The organism is Halovenus amylolytica, from assembly GCA_004015825.1.
Lineage (GTDB): Archaea > Halobacteriota > Halobacteria > Halobacteriales > Haloarculaceae > Halovenus > Halovenus amylolytica.
In genome coordinates this window covers 81,426-107,441 of record SAYS01000013.1, presented here as the reverse complement: position 1 = coordinate 107,441, position 26,016 = coordinate 81,426, and the positions used below count along the sequence as shown (strand labels likewise).

Genomic DNA, 26,016 nt, shown 5'->3' with positions numbered 1-26,016 from the left:
TATCTTTCCGAATGGACAGCCGGCAGTATGAGATCACCGCTCACAGTCTACCGCTGTCGGTCAGCCAGAGAAGCGAAAACACGACAACCGTGGCGGCGATACCGATGGCAGCCCTGACGTCGACAGAGACCACCGAACACGGCACCACATGGAAGCAAAGTGACGTGAACGGCCACCAACCAGCCTTCGAGGGTGAACGTATATTGCCGTTTACCCAGTAGTAAGTATATGCCGCCAGGGATGGAAGATCAACCAGAGTTATCCAGGAATGGCCAGAGACCCGATATAGAACGTGCAAAAACCTACACCGAAGGGGGCACTGCCATCGAAGTCGACGGGCTCGAACTCGTGTACTCAGACGGTACTGCCGCCATCCAGGGTGTAGATATGACCGTTCCTGAAGGGGAATTTTTCGGCTTCCTCGGGCCAAACGGCGCGGGGAAGACGACGGCGATCAAAGTGTTTGCGACCCTGCTGTCACCGACCAGCGGCACTGTCCGGGTCAACGGCTTCGACGTTCGCTCCGAGTCCCGGAAGATCCGGCAGACGATCGGCTACATGGCCCAGGAGACGAGTATCGATCCCGAACTCACCGCCGAGGAAAACATCAAGTTCGCCTGTGAAGCGTACGGTGTTCCGCGCGGGGAGCGAGCAGAGCGTGTGTCCGAACTGCTCGACCTCGTCGATCTCGTCGACGTCGCAGACAAAGGAGCCGAGGAGTTCTCCGGTGGCATGAAAAAACGCCTCGACGCCGCGACGGCGCTGGTGCACCGCCCGCCACTGGTCTTTCTCGACGAACCGACGACCGGCCTCGATCCGAAGGCTCGCAACCGGCTGTGGGAGTACTTCCGGCGCATCAACGATCTCGGGACGACGATCTTTCTGACCACCCAGTATCTCGAAGAAGCCGACCAGCTCTGTGATCGACTGGCGGTCATTCTCGACGGGCAGATTGTCGCGGAAGGAAGCCCTGCCGATCTCAAACGCGAGGTCGGAGGTGAAGTCCTCGACGTGGAGTTGGAGGGCGGCCCTGAAGTTCGAGCGGAAGCCGCGACGATTGCACGGGAGTTCGACGCATTTTCCGACGCAAAAGTCGTCGAAACAGAGGAAGGCATCAGTGTAACAGCACAGACAGCGCGCCAGTACGGGACAGATCTGATGGTCGCGTTCCGTGATGCAGAGCTAACGGTGACCGGGTTCAATATCCGGACACCGACGCTCGACGACGTCTTCCTCGCTATTACCGGGGAAGAGCTCGAAACAGAGCAGATGGAGACTGACCAGACGGGGGTGTCAGAATGAGCACACCGGGTGCCGACGAGGGCGCAATCAAAACGGAGGATAGCCGCTCGGGGAACTCTTTTTTCGGGGATGCGTGGGTGAACTTCAAACGGTGGAATCTCAAAGCAGTCCGAAACCCGTTCGTTCTGGTCGTCTCACTGGTACAGCCGATCATCTTTCTCGTGCTCTTCACAGAGGTATTCGGAAACGTGGCCGGCGGTGCAGTCAATCAGGGCATCCCTGGCATCAATTACGAGACGTACCTGGTGCCAGCGATCACGATTCAGGTCGCACTCGCCGCAGCAATCACATCCGGTATCGGACTGGTGAACGACATCGAGAACGGGATGTTCGAGAAAGTCCTCGTCACACCGATGAACCGCACTGCCATCTTCGTGGGGAAGACTGCTGCAGAGTTGTTCCGGATCGCTATCCAGATTGCGATCATCCTCGTGCTCGGTCTCTTCCTCGGGGCCGAGATCGTCACCGGCTTCGTCGGTGCGATCGGAATTATCGCCGTTGGAATCCTGTTCTCACTTTGGTTTGTCGCCTTTTCCAACACACTGGCGATTCTCACGAGAGATCAGGAATCGACGATCATCGGCGCGAACCTGTTACAGTTCCCGTTGCTTTTCCTTTCGAGTGCGTTTCTGCCGCTAGCGGCGCTCCCGGGCTGGATTCAGACGTTCGCCCGCATCAACCCCGTGACGTACGGGGTCGATGCCGCACGGTCGCTGATGGTCGATCAGGACGTAATGACAGTGATCGAAGTCTCCTGGTTCGGTGGGACACTCGATGGTGTGGTTCCGGGCGTGATCGTGCTGATCGGACTCGATCTTCTCTTTGGCGGAATTGCAGTATATCTGCTCTCCCGTGCATCGAGTTCAGATGTCAAATAGGAAATTCCGGAGAGGAGCGATCAGGCGAACCACGAACTAGCGGCCTCCAGCTACCACGACAGAGTCTCACAACTACCGCTGGGGTGAACTACCCCTGCCTACTCGCCGACTTCGGCGGCTCCTTGAGGCAGGGGCTTCCTGTTTCAACGACGCGCTTTGGAGACACCTCATCGGATGTTTCCTCACTGTCCCCAGGGAGTGCAGTCTCCACAGGCGTTGATTCGGCCATGCCCTGACCTACTGTCTGCATAGTTGCTTCAACTCCAAGTTTCTCCAACCCCAGACGTTTGATTTCTAAGGCTGCATTGTAGTCCCTGTCAGCTTCGAACCCACATGATGGACAAGAGTGTTCACGCACCCAGAGAGGTTTCTCTGTCTCACACCCACATTGTGAGCAGCGTTTCGTCGTGCCTTCCGGTGGCACGTCGATAACGTAACAGCCGTTTTTCTTCCCGTGGCGTTTGAATGCCTGAATCGTTTGCCGCCACGACATCGACGCGACGTTCCGACTGTTCCCATCATCTTCTGTCATCGCTTTCACGTCCAGGTCTTCGAGGAACACTACGTCATACCGAGTGGTGTATTCGTGGGCGAGTTTCTCCCGGTAGTCTTCACGACGGTTCTGCAACCGGTCGTATGCCTGAGCGAGTTTCTGCCGGGCTTTCTCCCAGTTGTTCGAGCCGTATGCTTTCCGGGAGAGATCCCGGTGTCGGCGTTCGATTCGGTCGCGGTCACACTGCTCGTCAAGTGATTCGAACGAGCGACCGTCTGATAGTGTTTGTTGCGGTAATTTTCGTGACCACGTTACAAATATCGGTGTTTCACGCCATGTAACCGATGTCTTGTTACACTACGGCGGTAAAGACTCGCAACAAACACTATGAGTCGTGAATGAACTTCGTGATGCCGAGATCAATCCCGACTGTATCTGCCGGGTCAATATCCTCGACAGCCGGTTCGTCCGGGTATTCCGGGTCGTACTCGACGACGATGCTTACGGACCAGGCACCGGTTTTCTCTTTCTTCAGGATGACTTGTGTGATGTCTCCGTCCTCGGGGAGTGGGCGGTGATAGTTGAGGTGGAAGTCACCGATTTTAGAGAAGTTCACAATCGCGTGGCCAGTCCGGTCCGTGTTATGATCCACGTCAAAACCGGACTGGTTATACACGATGCTGCGGAACTCTCGCGGTGGTTTCCATTTCAACCGCCCAACGTTGTAGCCTCGGGTTTGGAGTGATTCAAGGACGCTTTCGCTTTGTTTGATGCGTCGGATGGCCATTTGCAGACACTTGGAATACACGTTTTTCCATTCCGACCAGCGTTGTTTCCACCCAGTTACCCCGGTGAGTTTGTTCTGCATCTCCGTATACGATGGCTTGTCGTGATCGGGGCGGGGGCGGTATTCTTGCGTGAGAGCGTGGTTGTACACTTCCCGGCACGTCTGAATATCGTCCCATGCATCCGTGGCTATCTCGGCGTCTTCCGGCGTTGCAGCGTACTTGAACGTCTCCTCAACCACTGTTGATTTGTTAGGTTATTCGTCACTTGAACGTTCGGAAAGTCACGGAGTGTACGGCTGTATCCCCGCCCTACTCGCTCCCTTTGGTCGCTCCTTGAGGACGGGGACTTAGCCTGTAAGAGTTAAATTGGGCAGGCGCTCTATCTACTGCTATTCGAACAATGACAGGGCAGAATTCTGGAATACTTCCAGCGGAGACCCACATCGGCCGGACAGCGCTTCTCGTTTCGAACCTGGACAGCATGACAGATTTTTATCGGACTGTCGTCGGACTCGATGTCGTTCGCGATAGCGGGAGCGAATCTGCACTCGGGGTCGACGACCGACCACTTCTGATACTTCAGAGTGGCCCGGAGGAAGAACCGAACAGCCGCTCCGGGACGGGACTCTTTCACAACGCATTCAGAGTACCCACTCGTGGTGCACTCGGAGACGCGCTGGGTCGGATACGCGAACACTGGCAACTCGACGGTGCATCCGATCACCGGGTCAGTGAAGCGCTCTATTTCACCGATCCGGAGGGGAACGGAATCGAGATCTATCGTGACTTTCCCCGCGAAGAGTGGCCGATGAGCGACGATGGTATGGTCGAGATGACGACCGAGCCACTGGATCTCGAATCCATCGTGGATGCAGCCACGGGGGCGTCCGAGGCACCCCCGGAGACTGATATCGGGCACATTCATCTCGAAGTGTCTTCTCTGGACGCGTTCAGGGAGTTCTACATCGAACAGCTCGGTTTCGAACTGCAGGCGACGATGACCGACGCCCTGTTCGTTTCTGCTGGGGGATACCACCACCATATCGGCGCGAATACGTGGCACAACAGAACGAGCCCACTGGAAGGTCGTGGTCTCTCGTGGTTCGAAGTAGTCTTGCCAGACTCCGACGTGCTGACCGCGGTCGAACAGCGGTTGCAAGCCTCTGACAGCCCAATCTCGAAGACGGAACACACGCTCACAGTGAACGATCCCGATACCAACGAGATCCGGCTCACAGTAGAAACGGAGAGCTAATCAATATTCTTGACACCGCCGAAACAGAAGAGATTGGCCTCCCCTATGGCTGCAAGAACGGTACCTGTGGAACCTGTGTCGGACGACTGCTGGAGGGTGATCTAGAGTTCGAGCGCCCTCAGCGAGCACTGAAGGCTCGACATCGAGCGGATGGCTACGTCCTGACCTGCATCGGAACGCCGGTGACTGACTGTTGGCTTGCGGTCGGAGCACACCACCAGGCCGAGATGATGTCGACACCCTGGAAGTGAACCGAATCAGGTGAGGCGATTTTCGAGAGTCAGGATTCGAAGAATCGGTCGGGTTTCACCCGGGAGAGTCGCATCGCGTTCCCTGTCACGCCGAGGCTCATCCCCATATCCCCGACCACGACCGCCACCGCGACGCTGACGTATCCGAGCGGGACGCCGACGGCGAGCAGTGCCTTTACCGCGAGACTCGCCCAGATGTTCTGTCGAATGACGCCATTCGCTCGGTTGGACATCGCGTAGAGGTACGGGAGTTTCCCGATGTCGTCACCCATCAGCGCAATATCAGCAGTTTCGAGCGCCGTATCAGTTCCTGCAGCACCCATCGCGATGCCGACGTCGGCGGTCGCCAGCGCCGGCGCATCGTTGATCCCATCGCCAACCATCGCGACGTCACCGTACTCCGCCTGCAACGACTCGACAGCGTCAACTTTCTCGTCGGGCAACAGTTCGGCACGGTACTCGTCGACGCCCACGCGCTCGGCGATTGCACGTGCTGTCCCCTCGTTGTCGCCAGTCAGCATCACCACGTGTTCGACCCCAAGATCGTGGAGTCGCTCGACTGCCTGAGCAGCCGTCGGTCGAACCTCGTCAGCAATCGCGACGATACCAACCAGTTCTGTGTCCGTTCCGACGAGAACCACAGTCTTCCCATCGTCTTCGAACCGCGAGATCGCCTCGGAGTCGATGTCGGCACAGTCCTCTCTCTCGCAGCTGTCCGATTCGAACCCCGTAATCAGACCACCGTCAGTTCGAAGATGGGCGTGGGAGAGATCGAAGCCGAGTTCCTCGAAGAGAGCTGGTTTCCCTGCGTAGTAGGTTTCGCCATCGACATCGGCACGGATTCCCTTTCCCGTGAGACTCTCGAATCTGTCGACGGCAGGAATGTCGTCGATCTCCGATCTTTCGGTCCGTTCCAGTATCGCCTCGGCGATTGGATGTTCGCTTCGCTGTTCGAGTGCCGCGGCGTGACGGAGTACGTCCGTTTCACTGGCCCTGCCGAGTGGGACGACATCGGTGACTGCGAGTTTACCCTTGGTGAGCGTGCCAGTCTTGTCGAGTGCGATCGCGTCGACCGCACCCATCGCTTCGAGGTAGTTGCCACCCTTGATGAGGACGCCGTTTTTCGCAGCACTCGTGATTCCCGAGACCACGGAGACTGGGGTACTGATGACGAATGCACACGGGCACGCGATGACGAGCAGCGTCAGCCCACGGATGAACCAGGTCTGCCAGCTCCCGGCGAAAGTGTGGGTGAGACCGGCGACGCCGACAGTCACTGGATCGGTGATGAACAACGGCGGGAGCGCAGCCGTCAGAATCGCCAGCACGACGACGACTGGCGTGTAGTAGCCAGCGAACCGGTCGACAAATTTCTCCTTGTCGGTCTTTTTCTCCTGTGCGCCCTGCACCATCTCGATGATCTGCGAGAGCGTCGACTCCGAGGCCGTCGCATCCGTCTCGAATTCGAGGTAGCCTTCCTCGTTGATGCTCCCGGCGAACACCTCGTCACCAGCAGTTTTGTCGACGGGAACACTCTCACCTGTGATCGGCGACTCGTCGACCGCGCTCGTCCCGTCCACGACTGTCCCGTCAAGCGGGATCTTTTCGCCCGGACGGACGAGGACTGTTTCGCCAACCTCGACGGCCTCCGCTGGTACTGTTACCTCCTCGCCATCACGGCGAACAGTCGCTTCGTCGGGCGAGAGTTCCATCAGTTCGCGCAAAGAGTCCCGTGCCTTGTCCATCGCGTAGTCTTCGAGCAACTCGGCGATACTGAAGAGAACAGCGAGCGTCGCAGCCTCGACGAAATAGCCGATCGCAGTGGCGGCGATGATCGCCGTCCCCATCAGGAGATCGATGTCCAGGCTGAGATTCTTCGCGGAGTAGTAGCCGCCGCGGACGACAGGATAGCCGCTGGTGACGGTTGCGACGATGAAGAGGACGTCCGCAAGGTGGATGGGTAACTCCAGAACAGTCGCCACGATGGGGTTCTGGCCGGTAAGCAGAAACTCGAACAGAAGACCGAGGACCACGAATACCGCACCGATCCAGGTTTTGATGGCTCTCGGACTCGTCCAGATCTCGGTTGGCGGAGCCATCGACACCTCCGTTCCGGTCGATTCTCCCGAACCCCCACCGGCGTTGCTGACTTCGTAGCCCGCGTTCTCGATCGCGCCAACAATCTCGCCTTCTGTCAGTCGACCCCTATCGTAGGTGACTGTCGCTGTACCAGTCGTTGGCTGTAGATTCCTGTCGAACACTCCATCCAGCCGGCCCAGGCTCTTGCCGACCTTCTGCGCACAGGATGGACAGTCCATCTCGGGGACAGTCAGGCGGACGGTCGACTCTCCCGTGCCATCCACGGGCGAACTGCCCGGCGCATCTGTTTCGGTGCTCATTATGTAGAACGAAGGGTGCCAGTTCGATAAGTCTTAATTGGAGCCTCTGCGACGATAGTCGGTATATCTTTACTGGGCCATCCTGTAAAAACGGCATGGGTCGTCCCAGTGTCGGGTTTTTCACTGCGGGACCTCGCTCCAGGGAGCAAGAGCTCGCTGTGGAATGGCTCCAGGAGCGATCCCGGGTCGATTCGGTCAGCGTCAGGTCACTCGAAGATGATCAATTACTGCTGGAGGTTGGAGCAGCCGAGCAACTTCCGGTCGAGATACTGTGGTGGCATCGGGGCGAACCACTTACTGACGAGAACGCGCTGGCGATCGTCGCGACGAAGCTCGACGAATTTCTCGAATCGGGAGGGGATCTGCTGCTGACCGGCACAGCGATGGCAGCGGTTGCCGACCTCTCTATCGAGTCCGTCCCCCCGACAGTTGTTGGTCCAGACCCGGTGATCGAACCGACAGGACTCCTCTGGCGATCCGCGTACGACGACCATCCGATTCCGGCCGAGTTCGAATCACTCCGACTCCCACTCTGTGCCGACGGCGAAATCTACTCGACGCGGTACGAGGAACTGCTCCCAGAGCAGGGCGAAATCCTCGCTTCGACAGTTCGTGGCAACGAGGACTACCCCCACGAAATGACTGCGGTCTCCTGGAGCGAGGATGGCGGGACGGTGCTGGGAATTGGGACCGGTATCGTGTTCGGGGACGTCGGTCCCGAGCAGATAGCTGAAAACCGGAACAGGGTACTCTCGGCAGCGTTTTCAGCACTCGCCGGCGGCTACGACCACCCCAGTCGGCCGATGGATGCAACTGAACTCTCGACGATGCGCACCGAGCGAGTGACAGATCACAACCGCCCAGGCTACCACATTACGCCACCCGGCAACTGGCTGAACGATCCGAACGGACTCATCGCGTGGGACGGTCAGTATCACGTCTTCTATCAGTACAACCCCGGTGGTCCGTTCCACAACGCGATTCACTGGGGACACGTCGTCAGCGACGATCTGGTCACCTGGCGTGACCAACCAGTCGCGCTCACGCCGTCGCCAGACGGACCGGACAGGGACGGCTGCTGGTCGGGCTGTGCGGTCAAGGACGATGGCACTGCTCGCATCGTCTACACCGGTGGCCGGGACCGCGATCAGCTCCCCTGTCTCGCCACGGCAAAGTCGGACTCGCTACGCCAGTGGAACAAATACGAAGAGAACCCGATAATTTCCGAGGTTCCACGCGAACTCGACATTACCGAGACAGAACACTGGGCCGCAGAGTTCCGGGATCACTGCATCTGGCAGGAAGGCGACACCTGGTATCAGCTCATCGGCAGCGGGATTCAGGGCCGGGGTGGCGCAGTGTTACTGTATACAGCCGAAACGCTACAGGACTGGGAGTACGAGGGTACGTTCCTGGTCGAGGATGAGCCCTCCTCTGATGCGATCTGGGAGTGTCCCGAACTGCTCGATCTCGGCGAAAAGCAGTTGCTCCACGTCTCGAACTACGAGGACGTCGTCTATTTCGTCGGCGAGGTTCAGGATGGAAGATTCCAAGTCGACCACCGCGGGGTCCTCGACCACGGTGCGTTTTACGCCCCGCAGTCGATGGATCTCGGCGATCGGTCGGTCACCATTGGCTGGCTGCCGGAAGCCCGCGATGGCAACGCCCAGTGGGATGCTGGCTGGTCGGGCGCGCTCTCGCTCCCGCGAGAGCTGACGCTCGGACCCGACGGGCAACTTCGACAGCACGTCGCTGAGGAAGTGAGGCAGCTCCGGACATCCAAGCTATCCGTTCCAGAGGCAGTGACACTCGATTCCGACTCGCACCGTTTCGAGGTCGGTGGGCCTCAGCTAGAGCTGCAGTTTACGCTGGAACTCGGGGATGCAACTGCCTGTGAACTTGCTGTTCTCGAATCGTCGGACCAATCTGAACGAACGCTAATCAGGTACACGCAGGATGGCGAACTTCTCGTCGACCGGACGACAGCCAGCCACGACGAACAGAGTACGACAGAGACCCAGCGAATGGACGTTCCCCACACCGAGGATGGAGTGTCTATCCGCGCGTTCGTCGATCGCTCTGTCATCGAACTGTATGTGAACGAGCGAGAATGTCTTACGAGTCGTCTCTATCCAACTGATGCCGATGCGTCGGGCCTCTCGTTTATTACCCACGAAGGTGAGGCTAGTATTCGATCGGTTTCAGCCTGGGAACTGAGGGATGGGTTCTGAAGCTTAGCGATAATACTCTGATCGACCCGATGAATCGTCTGTCTGAGAGTCGTCTTCGATATTGAGCACGAGATCGGTGGGCGGCCACTCATCTGGCAGGGCAGGCAGTTCGTCCTCGGGTGACGGGAGATGCCAGTGGTCGAGAAGCCCACGGATTCGTGATTTTGTACCTTCGAGAGAGAGTCGTAGCGTCGGACCCAGCGTGCCACCAAACCGCCGTTTTTGTTCGTCCTCCGGTAGATCACCGATATCATCCAGAGAGGCGCCGCCGAACTCGTGATAGTTCAGAAAACTCTGGACGAGGAGTTCGTCACCATGACTGAATGCCATCCACGAATAGGACTGATAGGGGCGGTTCGCAGGGTTCGTGACGACGAGTCCGGAGTCGTTCAACGGGCGGTACTCTCCGTGCAATGAGTCGGCCACGAAGCCATAAAGTGCGTCGAATCCGTCGAGCCCCGGTGCAAACGTATGAACGTGACTGGAACAGAAGAGGTAGTACTGCCCGTGTGAGTGCAGTATGTGGGGGCGTTCGAGTTCCTGATTGACACAGACAGCGTCGAAAAGCGGTGGTTCGAATTCCCACTCCAGCAGATCCCCTGTGGGAGAGTGTGCAATTCCGATACAGCCGTTGAACGCCTGTCGCTGTGGGTCACCGTCACACCGATCACTCCCCTCTGGGACTGGCGTGTTGGCCTCGAAGAGGAGGGATAGCTCACCAGTTTCCGGATCCTGAAACGGCCAGGGGTCCCGAAAGGTGTAGATCATCCCCCGGGACTGGTCCTGTGTTTCGTAGTACTGGCCGTCAGGTTCGAGAAGAATCTCGTGTGACCAGGGGCCAGCGATCTCGATCGACTCCGCAGACGTGGTGACGGTCCCTCCGTGCCCCACCGCGATCCGCTGGCTGTAATCGAGTTCCTCGCCACGTTCGTCACCCGCAGCTGTGTAGAAGACGAATAGCTCACCGTCGTCGTACACAGCAGAGCCAGCCCACTGTCGCTGTCCGAGGGCCGTACCGTCGAACACAGTGCCGCCAAGCTCCCAGTCCCGGCCGTTCCGGGAGTAAAAGTATCGGAGTGTAGCGACATCGTGGCGTTTCCCGGGCAAGAGGTCGGCCGACGAGGTGAGTGAGATCAGTACCTGCCAGCCGTCGATCGTGACAACCTCGCCGTGTCGGTCACGGATCTGCCAGGTGTCCCACTGGTGAACAGCTGCGGCTGGGTCGCTTTCCGGCGGTTCGAACGCAGGTGTCACAGTCTCGACGGTTCTGGTCAGGCGGTCCGCACTTTCGGTCGACCACGTCGGTACCTGAGCGTCCCCCTCCGAACGATCACTGGTCATATTCATCGTACCGTGGCAATCCTTAAATCTTTTACAATGGGTATTGTTATTAAATTCGAGACAGCTACGCCGCCCCTGAAGCCAAGAGACTACGTACCAAATCCAAAATAACATGTCGAGTGAGACCAAGTCTAGTTATAGAAAACAAACGTACGAATGAACAGAAATGAGTTAATCACAATTCTCGAAGATGCAGGTCTCTCTCCGTATCAGGCAGATGCATATGTAACAATCCTGAAAATGGGTGCAGCGCCGGCAACAGAGATTGTCAAAGCGAGCGATGTACCGGACCCCCGGATCTACGACGTGCTCCGTGATCTCGAAAATCTCGGCTACGTCGAGCTCTACGAACAGGACTCACTGCACGCACGCCCACATAGTGTCGACGAGGTACTCGACGATCTCGAATCGCGTGCGAGCCGATTTTCTGAGGCGGCCCAGGAGATCGAACACCGCTGGGAGGAGCCCGCGATGCAGGATAGTACTGTGAGTATCGTCAAGCGGTTCGAGACGGTACTGAACAAAGCAGATACGTTCATCCGGAGCGCACAGAACCAGGTGTTACTATCGGTCGACATCGAGAGTTACGAGCGACTCCGGCCGGCGTTGCAGGTCGCGAAAGAAAACGGTGCAAATGTACATATCTCACTGTCGACGAACAGGGGCGATCACAAGCGGGATCTCCCATCTCCCGAAGAGCTGGTCGACGTTTCGACGGCGGTTCGGTTCCGAAAACTTCCCTCGCCGTTTATGGCAATTGTCGACCGGACGAAAGCCTGTTTCGTCCCACATCCGGACTCGGCCAACCTCTACGGCATTCTGGTCAACGACCGTACGCACACCTACATTTTCCACTGGTTTTTCCTCACGACACAGTGGGATATCTGGGAGTCTCACTACGACGAATCGACCGATACGATCGTCGGAGATTACATAGATATTCGATACTGTATCCAGGCGATCCGCCCCGTACTCGACCGGGGAGACACTGTTCGAGTCCGAATCAGCGGGTTCGATACGAACTCCGGATCCGTGCGGACGATAGAGGGGACCGTATCCGAGATCCTCGTGGTCGGTTCGGAGCACCCACCCACCGATCACATTGCGACGTACGGTGGGCAGATCGGAATGGTCGTCGAAACTGAAACCGGTCCGGTCGAGGTTGGCGGCTGGGGGGCCATGATAGAGGATATCGAAGCACACACCGTCTCGGTGTTGTCCGTCGAAAAGTGAGTCACTGTAATCGCTGTGAACACTCACGGCAGTGCGTTGCATTCGGAACGTTCTGTGCCCCACACTGCTCGCATCGGTTCTCTGGCACATTCGAGAGGTTCCCCAGAAAATCGACTGGTGCTGGCCGGGGTTGTTCGGCGACCCCCTGTGCGGCGAGCGAATCGACGAGCCTGTCGTCTTTCAGAAATTCGAGCAAGTGCAGGAGGCCGAAAAAGAGCACTGTCGGGCCGAGTATCGCAACTGCCGCAACGAGTACTCGGTAGACCAGCAGTTGGGTCGAGATGTCGGCCATGTATAGCATTCGCTTTCGAACGGTTTCAGCGTATCGCAGCCATCACCGAACTTTACTCCTTGGACCCGATCTGTCAGACCAGTTAGTCGAAATCTCCTTGTAGTTGGAAAAGAGTGAGTGTTGCATGGATGAATCGACAACAACAGGTGTTGTACCCGAGGAGCGGTCGTGGTGGAAAGAGGCGGTTTTCTACCAGATTTACCCCCGGAGTTTCAACGATAGCGACGGTGATGGCATCGGGGACATCCAGGGGATCATCGAGAAAGTCCCACATCTAGACGATCTCGGCGTCGATGCCGTCTGGTTGAACCCCGTCTACGAGTCCCCACAGGCGGATATCGGCTACGACATCTCGGATTATCGGGCGATCAACCCCGAGTACGGATCGATGGAAGCGTGGGACGAACTGCTATCGACGCTTCACGACCACGATATCCGGCTGATCATGGATCTCGTCGTCAACCACACCTCCGAAGAGCACAACTGGTTCAAACAGTCACGAACCGAGACCGGCAAATACGCCGATTACTACTACTGGCAATCCTCCGAAAGGGGGTACCCGAACAACTGGGAGTCACACTTCGACACGCCGGCCTGGAGCTTCGACGAAACCCGCGAGGAGTACTATCTCCACCTCTTCGCCTCGGAGCAGCCAGACCTCAACTGGACGAATCCCGACGTCCGCGAGGAGGTGTTCGATATCGTCGACTGGTGGCTCGACCGTGGGATCGACGGCTTTCGGATGGACGTTATCAACGTCATATCGAAAGCTGCGGGCCTGCCGGACGGGGATCCGGACAGCGACCACATTGGAGCGGAGCATTTCGTCAACGGCCCCGAGATGCACGACTATCTCAACGAGCTGAACGAACAGGGGTTCGGATCGTACAGAGACGAGATGGTGGCAGTCGGCGAGTGTGCACAGATCGATCCCGAGACAGCGATCGACGTGACAGGCCGCAAATCCGGCGCGATCGATATCACGATCTATTTCGAGCACATGGAGATGGATCGTGAGGATGGCTGGGAGTACCGGGAGTGGGAGCTCCCCGAACTCAAATCGATCATGTCCAAATGGCAGGATGCTGTCGAAAAGGGGACCTGGATCTGTCTGTACCACAGCAATCACGACCAGCCTCGCGGAATCTCACGTTTCGGGGATCCCGAAGCGTACCGGTACGAATCGGCCACGATGCTCGCTACGTGGTTGCACGGCCACAAGGGCAGCCCATTCGTCTACCAGGGCGAGGAGATCGGCATGAGTAATGTCACGTTCGAATCACCGGACGCCCTCGACGACGTCTGGGCCGAAAATCACTGGGAAAACGAGCAGAAAGCAGGCAAGGAGTTCGAGGAAGTTCGCCCGGATTTCGAACGGTTCGGCAGAGATAACGCCCGAACGCCGGTACAGTGGTCGGACGACGACCACGCTGGCTTCTCCACGGCACGACCGTGGCTGGATGTCGGCGATGATTACGCGTCCCTGTCAGAACCATCATCATCCAGGCGACAAGCGCCATCGCTGTGACATCGACGAACGTTGTTGCGGGATACAACGAGATACCAAACAGCGCTGGAAGTGAGAAAACGGATATCTCGGCATATATCCGCGTGATATCGTGGAGAAACACACCGAACCAGTTTTTTTCCACCCGTGTGAGATGGCCGTACCCGTACCAGGTTCGGCGTTTCCGGCTCTCGGCTGCAGCCGTCTCCCGCCCCGGATGTCTGGTCCGTGGACTCATAGTACTCGTTCGGTATATGCAAAAAAGTATGTTACGCGCTGGTACGGCCAGCGTGGCTACTCGAGGAGCGCTTCGACAGATTCCCGACCGACAGATGCACTCATCGCACCTTCACTCGTCGTCGTTACTGCAGCGGCAGCGTTCCCGAACGCCAGTGTTTCATCGAGTGATCGCCCATCGGCGAGGCCTCGTAACAGTCCAGCAGCGAAGGCGTCGCCAGCGCCGGTGGTGTCGACGACTTCGACGTCGAACCCATCGTGTTCGGCCGTTGCCGGACCCCACGGTGCCTTTCTCGTCGCTTTGCCAACAGCACCGTCGGATCCGAGGGTTAGAATAGCAGTGTGAGGACCCATATCGAGAACTGCGTCGAGGAGTTCGTCGGGCGAGCCCTCGATCCCTGCTTCAGAGAGATCCTCCGGGGTGGCCTTGACGACACTCGCTCGTGCACAGCCCTTTTCGAGTGCCTCGTCGAACCCATCGGGCCACAGTTCCGGGCGCGCGTTCGGATCGAAAAACGTCTGACAGTCGTACTGTCGGGCTCGCGTCGCGAGATCCAGCATCGCTCTGCGGGCGGGCTCGTCAGTAAGACAGACCCCACCGAAGGCAACCCATGACATCTCTTCGAGTATCTCGTCGGGGACTGTTTTGGGTTCGAATCGTGTATCAGCTGTCCCTTCCCGATAAAACGTAAAGCCCCGGTCGGCATCCTCGTCGTGAGCGACGAACGCCAGGGCCGTCTTCGCCACTTCGTCGGTTATCACGAACTTCCCGGGAATCCCGTGTTTTTCGAGCGTCCCTGCGAGATACCGACCGAACGGATCGTCACCAAGGCGTGTCCAAAGCAGTGGCGCAGGCCCGAGCCCGGCGAGTCGGACTGCGACGTTGGCCGGGGCACCCCCCGCTCGTCGCCGAAACTGCTCAACAGTCTCCAGCGGTCCCGGACGGTCCGGAATGAAATCGACCAGGCACTCACCTGCTACGAGGATATCTGACTGCATATAACCGTCTACAGTGTCGATCCGATTAAAATACCCCCAATTGAGCCTGATTACTCGGGTTAGTAAACATATATGCAAGCCCACACCTCTCTGAATCCCTACAATTATTTTCTTTAAATTAGATCCGGAAGATAGCATACCAATAACAATCCCACGATAGCTATTTGATAGGCCATGGGAATAGTCGAATCTCTCGTCGTGTTCGTAGTCAGCTTGCTCATCGGGGCGCTCGGAATATATATCGGTGCACGAGTAGTTACCGGTCGTGACGATTATAGCTATGCTATCGTTACAGCCCTGATTGCATCGATAGTCTGGGTGATTGTCGCGTTTTTTTTCGGCTGGATTCCACTTCTCGGGCCGGTGCTGGCTCTCCTGGCGTACGTGGCGATTATCAACATGCGGTATCCCGGTGACTGGCTGAGAGCTATCGGAATTGCGCTCGTCGCCTGGCTGTCATCGATTGCAGTCCTCTACGTACTCGCAGTTATCGGTGTGACGTCCTTCGACGCTGTCGGAGTTCCTGGCGTCTAACTGTTCTCTTCCAGAGTGGATTCGATCGAGAACTCACTGACTCGAGGCGGTACGGGTGAGTGAACTACCGTTTTGGCCGTAACGAGGGGTCGTTTGGGAGTTCAATTATCGCTCAGTCAGCGCTCAGACCGTCGAAATACAGCTCCGAATCTTCCTCTGGCGATTGGACAGTGAGGTAGGAGACACCGATGGTCAACAAAAGCCCCAGTAACATACAGTATATCGAAATTCCCCATCCGAAATACGTGGCTCTGAACAGTGAGACACCGCCGATTGTCACTTCGGGAAGAAGATTGAACCCGAGATAGCCGATTTGAGAGACCAGTAGCCCAGTGACGATCCCCTGGCGTGTCGTTTGCCGCCAGTAGAGTGCGACGAGGACTGGGAGCGCTAACTGTGCGAATCCACCGAAGGCCAGATCACCGATATCGACGAGGAGTGATCCGACAGTGTCCGCCCCAAACGCACCGATCTCCTCGACCCAGATACTTGCACCGAGTGCCAGAAATGCGAATACAGCGACTCCGATACGTCCGAGGAGATCCTCTCGGTTTTGAGAGATGGAACTGTCGATGATGGGACGATAAATATCTCTCGTGAAGTACGAAGAGCCAGAGAGGAGCATCGAATCGGAAGAGGACATCATCGCGGCGACAGCCCCTGCGATGACGAGTGCTGCGAACCAGCCGGGTGCAAACTCGTTGAGGACCACTGGCAAAATAGATTGTCCAGCGGCGATGTCAGCTTCGAGTCCGAGGCCACGCGCCCAGGTACCGAGCAAGAATGCAGGAACGAACAGGAGTACCACGAGAATGGGCCACAGTGCGAACGAGCGTTTGAGCACGGTTTCCGAAGCTGCCGCGAAGAATCGCTGATTGACCTGTGGAAACATCGCAACTCCGAACGCGATCGAGATCGCAAATGTCAGCATCCGTTGTGGTGTGTACCACTCCCCGCCGAGCGCGAGAAAGCCAGGTGCATCCGTCTCTAGACCGGCATTGATAGTCGAAATGCCGCCGTCCACAGAGGCGAGTACCCACAGCAGCGCGGCCCAGACCATCACCAGCATGAACGCACCCTGGAGCGTGTCGGTCCAGGCGATGCCACGCATCCCCGCCAAGACCACATAGATGACCATGAAGACGGTGATGAGCGTTGCACCGAACCAGAACGGAACGGCGCCATCAGTCAGTGAGATGAGTGCACCGCCGGCCCCGATCTGTTGGAGCATAATGTACGGAAATAACCAGAACAACGATATTCCAGCCACCAGCGCACGTAGTCCCCGTGAGCCGAATCGGTCACCGAGCATCTCACCAAGTGTGAGGTAGCCGTGGCGTTGCCCGAGCAGCCACTGTTTGTATCCGACGAGATACCAGAGGAGTGCGAAAATGACACCGTCCATCAATCCCATTACGAGAATCCACTCCGGTCCGAACGCGTAAGCCGTGTCTGGACCACCAAAGAACGTAAATGCCGAAAGCAACGTCGCGAACACTGTAAAGAGCAACACGACGGTGCCGAACGTTCGACTTGCGAGATAGAAGTCTTCCGCAGTCCGCTCCGTTACTCGATACGCAACCAGTCCAACACCCAACGCGATGAAGAGATACGCGACGATGATCCCGATCTGTAGTGTTGCAGTCATAATTGTCCCCTCTTCATTATTGACCCCCCTGTGTGGCCTCGGCACTGTCGCGATCAGTTATCCAGATTCCCCACGCTCTCGTTGTGAACAGCCAGAACGTAACTGCTGTCACGACCATCCAGCCGATGTGCCACCAGAGCCAGATCGGTAGTCCCAGAACAACACGGTCGATCCCCCACAAGAACCACGGAATCGCAAACACCGTTAGAGCGACCAGTATCACAGTCCAGCCATACTTTTCGACCGTTGGCACTGTCGCGGTCATCTGAGGAAGTTTCAGACTGACAAAATTTAAAGATTTTGTTCAACGATCCACCTAATCGAAGAGAGATGTTCTTCAGTCTGGGGATACCAAGTATCCACAGTATTTCGGAGGTGGAGAGGAAGTAAGTAAGAATTATACGTTAGTACTAAGTACTAACATTCGTGTGAACACCATCAAAAGTTCGGGCACAGAAGGGTTAGCTTTGCAGATAACGCGTTCTGCTCGGTCAGCAAATCTCGTCGAAGAAGATTCTGATGGGACACCGACCTACAGGGCGGATGTTCTCGTCTACGCATTCGATCACCTGCTTGTTGTGGTTGATGCAGACAGAGTACAGACTGAAAATCGAGCAGAGTTAGTAGCCGGGGCTGCGCGGGATTCGGATAGCATTTACAGAGCCATGGAGTCATCTATCCAGATTGCAGGAAATGGGTATCAACTGCAGCTTCCACCGGGGCGCGACGCAGGATTTTCAGAGGGTGATCGTGCCCCCTGTCAGACAGCTGCCGGTATGATCGTGGTTTCGAAACAGGATGGAACTTCTGCCGGAGCGAACGCTGCGCGTCTCGGCCGTGCTCTCGTCTCGATTCGAACCGATCAGGTTAGTTAATTATTAACGATCAGTCCATAGTGGTATATATTTCAACCCCACCCCCACTTTTTCATACCAAAATGAGGCTCCGTCTCACAGATACCCCACCCCCCACTTTTTCATACCAGAGTGACGCTGCGTCTCACAGATAATCCACCCCCACATTTTCATACCAGATCTGTACAGGTTACCACGAACACCCCACCCCCACTTTTTCATATCAATGACCTCAACTTCTCTATCGTACTACCCCCACTTTTTCATACCAGTTTTCCCGTCAGGCAAATCGGTTACACCACCCCCACTATTTCATATCAAATCTACAGATGGGCAAGGGGAGTGCCTCGGGGTCAAGCCCAGAGGTACTTCACACAGAGATACCCACCCCCACTTTTTCATACCAGAGCAGAAGAATTAGCGTATCAGAACGGGAGAGTCAGCGTGTCAGAACGGGAGAATCAGATATCCAAAAACGCAGGGGTTGATCGGCTCGGACGTGGGATTAATCGAAACTATCGAAATCAGTCTGGGTATTTGTGTCACCCGATGAGCTCTGTTGTTTGAATTCGGTTATCAGTTCATCGGGGAGCAGACTCCCGCCCTCGCCGGTCGGTTCTTCATCACCGAGTATCTGGAAAATCATATTGTAATCGACCTTATCGAGAGAGTATTCGAACCCGGATTCTCCCGGGCCTTGGTACGCATCACGTCGGTCGAGCAATCCGAGCTGAGACATTTTTTTCAGGTAATCCGCAACACGCCGAGGAACGTTGGAGTTATCTAGCGTACTCTGGGAGTATTTTTTATAGGTGGGATACATCTCACCTCGTGCGATCGGTGTTTCCTCCCGGAGGTCGTGATACATTATTGCAGCAAGAACGATCTTTTCCTGTTGGCTGAGATCGTTCGTTACCTCGTAGACACGGTCACGCTCTTTTTCTTCGTGGGCCTGACGAACGTGCTCTTCGGTAACGCGTGTACTCTCGTCTTTTTTTGTTTTCATGCCGGATTTGTGCAAGAGATCGATCGCGTATCGCGCATCCCCGCCCTGTTTTCGACCGAACGCGGATGCGAGTGGTATGATATCTCCATCGTACGCTTCCGATTTGAAAGCTTTCTCGGCGCGCTGGCTGAGAATCTCCTGCAGTTGGTCGATATCGTACTTTTTGAACGTTATCTCTTTCAATCGGAGTGACGAATCAGTCTTCGACTGGATACTTTCCTTGTACCCCACATCGTTGCTGATCCCGATAACAGACGGCAGTATATCGTCGACACGACTGTTCGTGCGACTCCGTGGAATTTCGTACAACAACTCGTCCCGTGTGCCAATGCGGTCAACTTCATCGAGAATGACGGTAACGTAATCCGTCACCTCTTCAGGTGGTCGAATATCGAACTCGCTGTGTAACTTTTCCAGGATTTCTGTCCGTTTGTCCGAAGAGACGGATGGATCATCACCAGGTGAAACGAGTTCTGAAGCGGAGACAGTAACATCAAGAGTTGTCTCCTGCAGAGCAGTTTCGATCTGTGATCGATACTCGGTATGCCGGTATGTCAGTAGATCAAAAATATCGAACAGGATATCGTAGACCCGTTCCTTTGGAAGTCCAGAACTCGGTATTTGATTACGGGCAAGGTTGATCTCCTCGTGGAGATAGTCGTACTCTGGATTCTCGAGATACGAGTTCGCAATGGCGATAGCTGCCTGGTACGAACTACTCAGTGATTCGCAGTTCTGGTAAACGAAAGTCGCGTGAACGTCGTCGTACCGTTCGAGTGCTTGCTCAAGTTCCCGTTGTTTGTATTTGATCGAGACTGTCTTCCCGGTTCCACTGATCCCGTAGATAAAGGCGTTGACCGGCTGTTCGTTATCGACGATCTGCTGGAGAACCTCACTGATCTGTTCTAACTCCTCATCACGCCCCAGAACTTCCTCTGGAATGAAATCCTCCGCGAGAACCTGCGAATTTTCGAAGGGCGAGTTTTCAGTTCTCGTAAACGTCATCTACCTTTGTCTCTCGGACCATTGTTACTTAAACCCCGTTGTTTCATACCTTTCATACCACCCTCCACTTTTTCATACCAATCTGTGTGGTGTAGTAGCTAATCGATTCACGCTCACCAGTTCAGCGAGATACGATCGGATTTGACTGGCAACACCCTCCCCCCACTTTTTCATACCAAACGAGCTTCGAAACAGACGGAGATGAAAGGAGGAGGTGGTAGATCGGCCAACGAATCGGCCAATGAAACAGACCCCGTATATAAATACAGAGTGGATCTCAAAGACGTATTCCAAAAGACAGTTAGAGACTTGCTCTACAGGGGGATATGATCCAATAGCTACCACTAACTACTACTAGCTATTGCCTGTTACCCTAGATATATAATAAAGTTTCAAAAGCCTCAGAGGATATGACTATAGAATATAGATTATTCCTAGTTACGATATGTCTGAGCTGCTCTTTCGTGTTTTTCCTGAACGATGATTATGTAGTTTCACTGTGCCGGATTTGGCACATTCTGAATCAATCGCACTCTCTATTCTTTTGCGTTCTGTGCCCCCACCCTCGTTTGGGGTGATTGGTATGAAAAAGTGGGGGGACAGTGGTGGTGATCATAATGAATGTCTGTTACAGTTCCTTCGATAACTCTCAAATGCCTTTTTTCGTTTCCAGACACTCTCTGAACCGGATTTTCGGTATCCAAAAGTCGTTGTTAGCCCGAATCATTAAGTAGATAGCGACAAATGTTGCCAAATGTAATGACTGATTTAGGTGGTTTCCACGATCATATCGGTCGGGTGGACCTGAGCGACGGCTCCGTGAACTACGAGGGCATTGACGACGAAGACGCACGAAAGTACATCGGAGCCCGTGGACTCGGGGTAAAGTACGTGTTCGAAAATGGTCCGAACGTGGATCCGCTGGGTCCGGACAATCTCATCGCCTTCATGAATGGGCCATTGACAGGCTCACAGGTGACGATGAGTGGCCGGATCGCTGTCTGTACGAAATCCCCACTCGCCGGGCAGGTCACTGACTCACACCACGGTGGCTGGTCCGGTGCACGCCTGAAGTGGGCTGGTTTCGATGGGCTGTTGTTCGAAGGCAAAGCTGAGGACCCTGTGTATGCCTACGTCGAAGACGGTGAGGTCGAACTGCGTGACGCCTCACATCTCTGGGGGAAGGATGTTCACGAGACACGGGACACCATCGAGCAGGAACTCGAAGGCAAGTACGGAAAGAACCTCTCGATAATGGCGATCGGGCCGGGCGGTGAAAATGAAGTCAGCTACGCCTGTATCATCAACGAAGACGACAGAGCCTCGGGTCGTGGCGGCACTGGCGCTGTGATGGGGTCGAAAAACCTCAAGGCCGTCGTCGTCAAGGCGAAGACCGATATGCCCAAGCCCGCAGACCAGGAGACGTTCCGCGAGGGTCACAAGCAGGCGATGCAGCTCATCCAGGAGTCCGACGTGACCGCACCAAACGAGGGCGGACTCTCGATGTACGGGACGAACGTCCTGATGAACGTCACCGAGGAAATGGACGGGCTCCCGGCGAAAAACGGACAATACTCCTCGACGAGTTCGATGCGAGACTCCAAAGGAGTCGATATCGACGCCGAGCATGTTTCGGGTGAGACTGTTCGCGAGAACATCCTTGTCAACGAGCCGACCTGTCACTCCTGTCCGGTGGCCTGCAAGAAGGAAGTCGAGATCCAGGCGATGCACAAAGGTGAGGAGATGAACGTCCAGATGGAGTCGTTCGAGTACGAGTCTGCCTGGGCACTCGGTCCCAACTCCGGACACACAGATCTCGATGACTCCGTCATCATGGTCGATCGTTGTAACCAACTGGGTATCGACACGATCGACGCTGGGAACGTGATGGCGATGGCGATGGAGATGACCGAGGAAGGCAAGTTCGACGACCTCGGCGATGGTATCGACTGGGGTGACTCAGAAGAGATGATCGAGATGCTCGGCCGGATCGCCCACCGTGAGGACGAACTTGCCGACGAACTCGCCAACGGCCCCAAATACCTCGAAGAGGAATTCGACGCCGAAGACAACTCGCTGGCAGTCAAAGGCCAGACGATGGCTGCGTACGATCCACGCTGTATGAAGGGGATGGCGATCGGCTACGCCACCTCCAACCGTGGTGCCTGTCACCTTCGCGGGTACACGCCCGCCGCAGAGATCCTCGGCATTCCGGAGCAGGTCGACCCACACGAAGAAGAAGGCAAAGGCGAACTCTGTGTGACCTTCCAGAACCTGCACGCGATCAGCGACTCCTTCGACATCTGCAAGTTCAACGCTTTCGCAGAGGGTATCGAGGAGTACGTTCTCCAGTACAACGGGATGACTGGCCGCGACGTCACCGAAGACGAACTGATCGAAGCCGGCGAGCGAATCTACACGCTCGAACGGTACTTCAATAACCTCGCAGGCTTCGACGGCGAGGACGACTCGCTGCCTGGTCGGTTCGTCGAAGGCCACGAGGATGCGATCCCTGCCCAGGGTGGCTCGGAGGGTCAGCTCGCCGATCTGGATATGCTGAAAGAAGAGTACTACGACGTTCGGGGCTGGGTCGACGGTGTCGTCCCGGACGATCGACTCGACGAACTCGGGATCGACATCGGCCCGGGAACCGGCGTTTCCAGCGGCGATTCGGCTGCACCGGCAGACGACTAAGACGATCACATTCACATTTCAGTATGACTGACGACTTCGAGTTTCAGATAGAGTCTCGGCTAACTAGCCACGGCGTGTACGTCGACCAAGTCACAGAAACAGAGGCCGGATTCGAAATCACCTACGAGTCGGTCACTGTCGATTCCGAGGAGGTCATTCCCCACCGCGAGGTCGGCCGTGTAATCAACGTCTTTCGTGATCTCCACGACGACGACTGGGAAGGAGCTGATATCTCGGCAGTCGTTACAGATTTCGATGGCAACGAATACGGTGAGTGGATGGTCGAACAGGAGTGGTTTGATTCTCTCCACAACGGCGATCTCACAGAAACCGAGTTCTCCCAGAAGGTCATCGAGACGATCGAATACGTAGAGGAGTGATGCCCTCACTCTGCCAGTTTGGATTTCATAACGACTGGCGTGCGGATCGATAGTGCGGTCTCGAACTCCTCTTTACGATTTAATCGGCGACCGTCTCGAGTAAACTGTGCTTCGTGTGTCCGGCGGACGGCGTCGATTTCGCGTTGATCGAGGTCTAGCTCGTCCCCAACCTGTTCCCAGTGATCCGTGTCGACGAGATGGTACACATTTTCATCTGCATCGATTCGTTCGTAGTTCCGTTCGTATCTCTCGCGGTGGGCCCGCAGATGTGGCTGCACTTCTGCGAGTAGTTCTGACAACCGTTCGAGTGTAACACTGGCTTGCGCACCTGCGAGCAATACGATCTGTCCTTCGATCGGGTGTCGAGACATCGATCCCTCTGATTAGCCACCAGCCCGGATCGCTTTCTGTGAAAACTGATCTACAATCGGATCGAGTATCTCGTCCGATTCGGATTCGAAGACGACAGTCACTTCGGTGAGTTTCATCGTCGGTCCGATCGAAACAGTTTCTTCTGATAGTTTGGCAATCCAGTCACCACCCGTCACTGTTCGGTCTCCGGTCTGCTCACCGCCGACGCTTTCGAGGTACCCGATCGCTGCTCTGGCAGAAATCCCCCGATAACTGCGTTCACGTTCGACCATCTCAATTTATACTACTATCCGAGACAGGAAACCATTGTGGATAATTCTCATGGTATTTATCCTTTCCCTGGTCTGATGCCATCGTCGAATATGCGGTGGTGTCGTTCACGACTAATACGGTCGCTCAGATCCTGATGGTCGTGTATCTGGTGGAGGACAGCTGCGTGAAGATCACGCCAGGCCATGGCGTAGATTGGAGACTGTCCCCATGCACGCAACTCGACGACGTACTCGTCGTACCGTTCCCACCGATCTTCGAACCGTTCGATTATATCGACGATGGCGGAGACCATCTCGTCGTCGACATTCAGCGCGGTGTTGAGGTCCTGTTCCCAGCCACCCATCGCTTTTTGCATATCCTGTTTCGTTGCGTCGCTGTCTGCAGGGAGCGAATCGACGATCTGTTTCGGCATTTTGAGTGTGATATCCTGCACATTCGAAACCATGGTGGCGAGCAAATAAATCGATGGGGGTGATGTTGGTAGTGTCTCGGTTGAAACACGGTGCCAGTGTGCGAAACGCTGGAGCTACTTTACCAGGTCTCTGTTTCGGGTGACTGATCGTGATTACTGCGAGTCTTTACCGCCGTGCAGGCACAGATCTCAGTCGACAATACCTGGAATCACGTGGGGTGTCGGGACGGCAAAAAAGGAGCCACTGCTACTGAGATGTCGTGTCAGTCTCGGAGGTATCGAGCAGTGAGCGTGCCCGCTGAACGTAGCTATTTCCGTCCCAACTTCGAGCAGAGCTGATCTCTTCGAGAAGGGTGAGTGCGTCGTCGGCTCGTAACTGTTCGGTTCGAACGAACACGGAGAGCAGCGTCGGCGTCGTCACCAGCCGCGTATCCGCCAGTGAGGCGTGAATCAGCCCGATGCGGTTGAATTCGTCACAGAGAAAGCGTTCGACATCGCGTTCATTTGCGAGTGTGACTGCTGCGTTTTCACCGTCGTCGAGCGGGAACTCGGTATCGAGATCGACGGCATGAATTTCCACGGAATCAGTTCGGTCGAGGACGCTGGTCGCTGCTTGCCCATGCTCGCCATCGCACGAGGCCATCTCCTGGAGTTCCGTAACCACTTCCGCTGGAACCACTACATCGTAGCTACGCAGACAAAGCGAGAGCACATTGGGATGAGAGTCTGCGACAATGCCGAGACTCACTAGTGCGGAGGTATCTGCGACCAGTGTGATCTATCCTTCGGCGACTTCTTCGACGAAGTCTTCGTCGAGTTGCTGTTTCAGCACACGCAGGTTGGCAGCGTCTTCCGCCCCGACGAGTGTTTTGAGCTGTTCGTAGCTGATTTCGTCGTCGTAGTAGGCGGCTGCGATTTCTTGAACGAGTGTGTCGTCGTGGTCGACATCCTGGAGATACTCCCGGAGTGCAGTCACGAGAATATCCGTCCGATCTTCGCCGAAGACTGCAGCCAGTGCATCGGTCCGATCGATGAGCCGATTCGGAGCCCGAAACTGTACGCGTTTCTTATCGCCACTCATTATGTGTACGATGTGAGCCAGCCCAATTAGTCGTTGGTGTGTGTACAGTGTGAGCTAGGCAGAATATATAGCACACAGTAGCGGTCATAGGAAGGACTATTTTATCGTAGGATGATGCTTTGCTCATGAGTGCCAGACCACTGAAATTCGGGTTTGTGTGTGTTCAGAATGCAGGGCGGAGCCAGATGTCCGCAGCATTCGCACGACGGGAACGCGAACAGCGAGGACTCGAAGACGCGGTGGAGATCCTGACTGGCGGTACCCATCCCGCCGACGAAGTGCATCCAGAGGTCGTCGAGGCGATGGACGAACTCGGTATCGACATATCTGATCGCGTCCCACAATCAGTCACCGACGAACAACTCAACAGCTGTACTGTCGTCACGACGATGGGCTGTTCGACGCTGGAACTGGACGCCGACGTGGACGTCCGCGACTGGGCGCTAGACGACCCACACGGGCAGTCCGTCGAAGACGTTCGTGCGATTCGGGACGACATCGAACAGCGCGTCTCCGACCTCTTCGACGAGTTTACTGAACAGAAGTAGTCC

Annotated in this window: 25 protein-coding genes; 11 read left to right on the top strand and 14 right to left on the bottom strand. The window is 55.9% G+C overall.

The window, feature by feature from the left end:
• The first annotated feature begins 240 nt into the window (after positions 1–240).
• Both EOW68_RS11185 and EOW68_RS11180 read left to right on the top strand, forming a co-directional pair.
• Positions 241–1,302, top strand: a complete 1,062-nt coding sequence (locus EOW68_RS11185; protein ID WP_128225243.1) for an ABC transporter ATP-binding protein — start codon at positions 241–243, stop codon at positions 1,300–1,302.
• The gene (locus EOW68_RS11180) at positions 1,299–2,180 is read left to right on the top strand and encodes an ABC transporter permease (protein WP_128225242.1); all 882 of its coding nucleotides are present in this window, start codon (positions 1,299–1,301) and stop codon (positions 2,178–2,180) included. The genes EOW68_RS11185 and EOW68_RS11180 overlap by 4 nt, the downstream gene beginning before the upstream one ends.
• A gap of 88 nt (positions 2,181–2,268) precedes the next feature.
• Here EOW68_RS11180 and EOW68_RS11175 read toward each other — a convergent pair whose 3' ends face one another.
• Positions 2,269–2,994 carry an RNA-guided endonuclease InsQ/TnpB family protein gene (locus EOW68_RS11175; protein ID WP_128225241.1) on the bottom strand — a complete coding sequence of 242 codons (726 nt, stop codon included), beginning with the start codon at positions 2,992–2,994 and terminating at the stop codon, positions 2,269–2,271.
• Positions 2,995–3,058: 64 nt separating this feature from the next.
• Positions 3,059–3,700, bottom strand: coding sequence for an RNA-guided endonuclease InsQ/TnpB family protein (locus EOW68_RS11170; RefSeq protein ID WP_431358877.1), 642 nt, complete (start codon positions 3,698–3,700; stop codon positions 3,059–3,061).
• A 161-nt stretch (positions 3,701–3,861) separates the two neighbouring features.
• Between EOW68_RS11170 and EOW68_RS11165 the strand changes: the two genes are divergently transcribed.
• Together EOW68_RS11165 and EOW68_RS11160 are read left to right on the top strand one after the other, a co-directional pair.
• Positions 3,862–4,716, top strand: a complete 855-nt coding sequence (locus EOW68_RS11165; protein ID WP_128225240.1) for a VOC family protein — start codon at positions 3,862–3,864, stop codon at positions 4,714–4,716.
• Positions 4,716–4,967, top strand: coding sequence for a 2Fe-2S iron-sulfur cluster-binding protein (locus EOW68_RS11160; RefSeq protein ID WP_128225275.1), 252 nt, complete (start codon positions 4,716–4,718; stop codon positions 4,965–4,967). The genes EOW68_RS11165 and EOW68_RS11160 overlap by 1 nt, the downstream gene beginning before the upstream one ends.
• A 29-nt stretch (positions 4,968–4,996) precedes the next feature.
• Here EOW68_RS11160 and EOW68_RS11155 read toward each other — a convergent pair whose 3' ends face one another.
• Entirely contained in the window at positions 4,997–7,366 is a 2,370-nt protein-coding gene (locus tag EOW68_RS11155; RefSeq protein ID WP_128225239.1) for a heavy metal translocating P-type ATPase, read from the bottom strand.
• 95 nt (positions 7,367–7,461) lie between these two features.
• Between EOW68_RS11155 and EOW68_RS11150 the strand changes: the two genes are divergently transcribed.
• Positions 7,462–9,597 carry a glycoside hydrolase family 32 protein gene (locus EOW68_RS11150; protein ID WP_128225238.1) on the top strand — a complete coding sequence of 712 codons (2,136 nt, stop codon included), beginning with the start codon at positions 7,462–7,464 and terminating at the stop codon, positions 9,595–9,597.
• A 3-nt stretch (positions 9,598–9,600) separates the two neighbouring features.
• Here the strand turns inward: EOW68_RS11150 and EOW68_RS11145 are convergent, their stop codons facing one another.
• Complete coding sequence (locus tag EOW68_RS11145) at positions 9,601–10,938, bottom strand: glycoside hydrolase family 68 protein (RefSeq protein WP_128225237.1); 1,338 nt, start codon at positions 10,936–10,938, stop codon at positions 9,601–9,603.
• A 156-nt stretch (positions 10,939–11,094) separates the two neighbouring features.
• Between EOW68_RS11145 and EOW68_RS11140 the strand changes: the two genes are divergently transcribed.
• On the top strand, positions 11,095–12,171 hold the full coding sequence (locus EOW68_RS11140; protein WP_128225236.1) for a TrmB family transcriptional regulator: 1,077 nt from the start codon (positions 11,095–11,097) through the stop codon (positions 12,169–12,171).
• 1 nt (position 12,172) lies between these two features.
• On the opposite strand, the gene EOW68_RS11135 is transcribed toward EOW68_RS11140, so the two are convergent.
• The gene (locus tag EOW68_RS11135; protein WP_128225235.1) at positions 12,173–12,463 is read right to left on the bottom strand and encodes a hypothetical protein; all 291 of its coding nucleotides are present in this window, start codon (positions 12,461–12,463) and stop codon (positions 12,173–12,175) included.
• 124 nt (positions 12,464–12,587) lie between these two features.
• On the opposite strand from EOW68_RS11135, the gene EOW68_RS11130 reads away from it, so the two are divergent.
• Entirely contained in the window at positions 12,588–13,991 is a 1,404-nt protein-coding gene (locus EOW68_RS11130; protein WP_128225234.1) for an alpha-glucosidase, read from the top strand.
• A 273-nt stretch (positions 13,992–14,264) separates the two neighbouring features.
• Here the strand turns inward: EOW68_RS11130 and EOW68_RS11125 are convergent, their stop codons facing one another.
• Positions 14,265–15,206, bottom strand: a complete 942-nt coding sequence (locus tag EOW68_RS11125) for a carbohydrate kinase family protein (RefSeq protein ID WP_128225233.1) — start codon at positions 15,204–15,206, stop codon at positions 14,265–14,267.
• Between the two features lie 174 nt (positions 15,207–15,380).
• On the opposite strand from EOW68_RS11125, the gene EOW68_RS11120 reads away from it, so the two are divergent.
• Complete coding sequence (locus EOW68_RS11120; protein WP_431358876.1) at positions 15,381–15,740, top strand: hypothetical protein; 360 nt, start codon at positions 15,381–15,383, stop codon at positions 15,738–15,740.
• A gap of 112 nt (positions 15,741–15,852) precedes the next feature.
• Here EOW68_RS11120 and EOW68_RS11115 read toward each other — a convergent pair whose 3' ends face one another.
• From EOW68_RS11115 to EOW68_RS11100, 3 genes are all read right to left on the bottom strand, one after another.
• Positions 15,853–17,388 (bottom strand): sodium:solute symporter family protein, encoded by a 1,536-nt coding sequence (locus EOW68_RS11115; protein WP_128225232.1) that lies wholly within the window; start codon positions 17,386–17,388, stop codon positions 15,853–15,855.
• Between the two features lie 16 nt (positions 17,389–17,404).
• On the bottom strand, positions 17,405–17,653 hold the full coding sequence (locus EOW68_RS11110; protein ID WP_128225231.1) for a DUF3311 domain-containing protein: 249 nt from the start codon (positions 17,651–17,653) through the stop codon (positions 17,405–17,407).
• A 1,094-nt stretch (positions 17,654–18,747) separates the two neighbouring features.
• A complete protein-coding gene (locus EOW68_RS11100; RefSeq protein ID WP_128225229.1) occupies positions 18,748–20,253 on the bottom strand; it encodes a Cdc6/Cdc18 family protein in 1,506 nt (501 codons plus the stop codon).
• Positions 20,254–21,012: 759 nt separating this feature from the next.
• Between EOW68_RS11100 and EOW68_RS11095 the strand changes: the two genes are divergently transcribed.
• Both EOW68_RS11095 and EOW68_RS11090 read left to right on the top strand, forming a co-directional pair.
• A complete protein-coding gene (locus EOW68_RS11095) occupies positions 21,013–22,947 on the top strand; it encodes an aldehyde ferredoxin oxidoreductase family protein (RefSeq protein ID WP_128225228.1) in 1,935 nt (644 codons plus the stop codon).
• 23 nt (positions 22,948–22,970) lie between these two features.
• The gene (locus EOW68_RS11090) at positions 22,971–23,327 is read left to right on the top strand and encodes a DUF8159 domain-containing protein (RefSeq protein ID WP_128225227.1); all 357 of its coding nucleotides are present in this window, start codon (positions 22,971–22,973) and stop codon (positions 23,325–23,327) included.
• Positions 23,328–23,332: 5 nt separating this feature from the next.
• Here EOW68_RS11090 and EOW68_RS11085 read toward each other — a convergent pair whose 3' ends face one another.
• From EOW68_RS11085 to EOW68_RS11065, 5 genes are all read right to left on the bottom strand, one after another.
• The gene (locus EOW68_RS11085) at positions 23,333–23,698 is read right to left on the bottom strand and encodes a DUF8048 family protein (RefSeq protein WP_128225226.1); all 366 of its coding nucleotides are present in this window, start codon (positions 23,696–23,698) and stop codon (positions 23,333–23,335) included.
• A 12-nt stretch (positions 23,699–23,710) separates the two neighbouring features.
• Positions 23,711–23,971 carry a MoaD-like domain-containing protein gene (locus EOW68_RS11080; RefSeq protein WP_128225225.1) on the bottom strand — a complete coding sequence of 87 codons (261 nt, stop codon included), beginning with the start codon at positions 23,969–23,971 and terminating at the stop codon, positions 23,711–23,713.
• Between the two features lie 56 nt (positions 23,972–24,027).
• Positions 24,028–24,405, bottom strand: a complete 378-nt coding sequence (locus EOW68_RS11075) for a DUF7971 family protein (RefSeq protein ID WP_128225224.1) — start codon at positions 24,403–24,405, stop codon at positions 24,028–24,030.
• 226 nt (positions 24,406–24,631) lie between these two features.
• The gene (locus EOW68_RS11070; RefSeq protein WP_431358875.1) at positions 24,632–25,132 is read right to left on the bottom strand and encodes a hypothetical protein; all 501 of its coding nucleotides are present in this window, start codon (positions 25,130–25,132) and stop codon (positions 24,632–24,634) included.
• 30 nt (positions 25,133–25,162) lie between these two features.
• Positions 25,163–25,465 (bottom strand): hypothetical protein, encoded by a 303-nt coding sequence (locus EOW68_RS11065; protein ID WP_128225222.1) that lies wholly within the window; start codon positions 25,463–25,465, stop codon positions 25,163–25,165.
• 125 nt (positions 25,466–25,590) lie between these two features.
• Here EOW68_RS11065 and EOW68_RS11060 point away from each other — a divergent pair, with 125 nt between their 5' ends.
• The gene (locus tag EOW68_RS11060; protein WP_128225221.1) at positions 25,591–26,013 is read left to right on the top strand and encodes an arsenate-mycothiol transferase ArsC; all 423 of its coding nucleotides are present in this window, start codon (positions 25,591–25,593) and stop codon (positions 26,011–26,013) included.
• Positions 26,014–26,016: the final 3 nt, after the last annotated feature.

Bases quoted from the DNA above. Each gene is read 5' to 3' on its own strand.
- EOW68_RS11185 (WP_128225243.1), top strand. From the start codon at position 241: ATGGAAGATCAACCAGAGTTATCCAGGAATGGCCAGAGACCCGATATA.
- EOW68_RS11180 (WP_128225242.1), top strand. From the start codon at position 1,299: ATGAGCACACCGGGTGCCGACGAGGGCGCAATCAAAACGGAGGATAGC.
- EOW68_RS11165 (WP_128225240.1), top strand. From the start codon at position 3,862: ATGACAGGGCAGAATTCTGGAATACTTCCAGCGGAGACCCACATCGGC.
- EOW68_RS11155 (WP_128225239.1), bottom strand. From the start codon at position 7,366: ATGAGCACCGAAACAGATGCGCCGGGCAGTTCGCCCGTGGATGGCACG.
- EOW68_RS11150 (WP_128225238.1), top strand. From the start codon at position 7,462: ATGGGTCGTCCCAGTGTCGGGTTTTTCACTGCGGGACCTCGCTCCAGG.
- EOW68_RS11145 (WP_128225237.1), bottom strand. From the start codon at position 10,938: ATGACCAGTGATCGTTCGGAGGGGGACGCTCAGGTACCGACGTGGTCG.
- EOW68_RS11140 (WP_128225236.1), top strand. From the start codon at position 11,095: ATGAACAGAAATGAGTTAATCACAATTCTCGAAGATGCAGGTCTCTCT.
- EOW68_RS11135 (WP_128225235.1), bottom strand. From the start codon at position 12,463: ATGGCCGACATCTCGACCCAACTGCTGGTCTACCGAGTACTCGTTGCG.
- EOW68_RS11130 (WP_128225234.1), top strand. From the start codon at position 12,588: ATGGATGAATCGACAACAACAGGTGTTGTACCCGAGGAGCGGTCGTGG.
- EOW68_RS11125 (WP_128225233.1), bottom strand. From the start codon at position 15,206: ATGCAGTCAGATATCCTCGTAGCAGGTGAGTGCCTGGTCGATTTCATT.
- EOW68_RS11120 (WP_431358876.1), top strand. From the start codon at position 15,381: ATGGGAATAGTCGAATCTCTCGTCGTGTTCGTAGTCAGCTTGCTCATC.
- EOW68_RS11115 (WP_128225232.1), bottom strand. From the start codon at position 17,388: ATGACTGCAACACTACAGATCGGGATCATCGTCGCGTATCTCTTCATC.
- EOW68_RS11110 (WP_128225231.1), bottom strand. From the start codon at position 17,653: ATGACCGCGACAGTGCCAACGGTCGAAAAGTATGGCTGGACTGTGATA.
- EOW68_RS11100 (WP_128225229.1), bottom strand. From the start codon at position 20,253: ATGACGTTTACGAGAACTGAAAACTCGCCCTTCGAAAATTCGCAGGTT.
- EOW68_RS11095 (WP_128225228.1), top strand. From the start codon at position 21,013: ATGACTGATTTAGGTGGTTTCCACGATCATATCGGTCGGGTGGACCTG.
- EOW68_RS11090 (WP_128225227.1), top strand. From the start codon at position 22,971: ATGACTGACGACTTCGAGTTTCAGATAGAGTCTCGGCTAACTAGCCAC.
- EOW68_RS11085 (WP_128225226.1), bottom strand. From the start codon at position 23,698: ATGTCTCGACACCCGATCGAAGGACAGATCGTATTGCTCGCAGGTGCG.
- EOW68_RS11080 (WP_128225225.1), bottom strand. From the start codon at position 23,971: ATGGTCGAACGTGAACGCAGTTATCGGGGGATTTCTGCCAGAGCAGCG.
- EOW68_RS11065 (WP_128225222.1), bottom strand. From the start codon at position 25,465: ATGAGTGGCGATAAGAAACGCGTACAGTTTCGGGCTCCGAATCGGCTC.
- EOW68_RS11060 (WP_128225221.1), top strand. From the start codon at position 25,591: ATGAGTGCCAGACCACTGAAATTCGGGTTTGTGTGTGTTCAGAATGCA.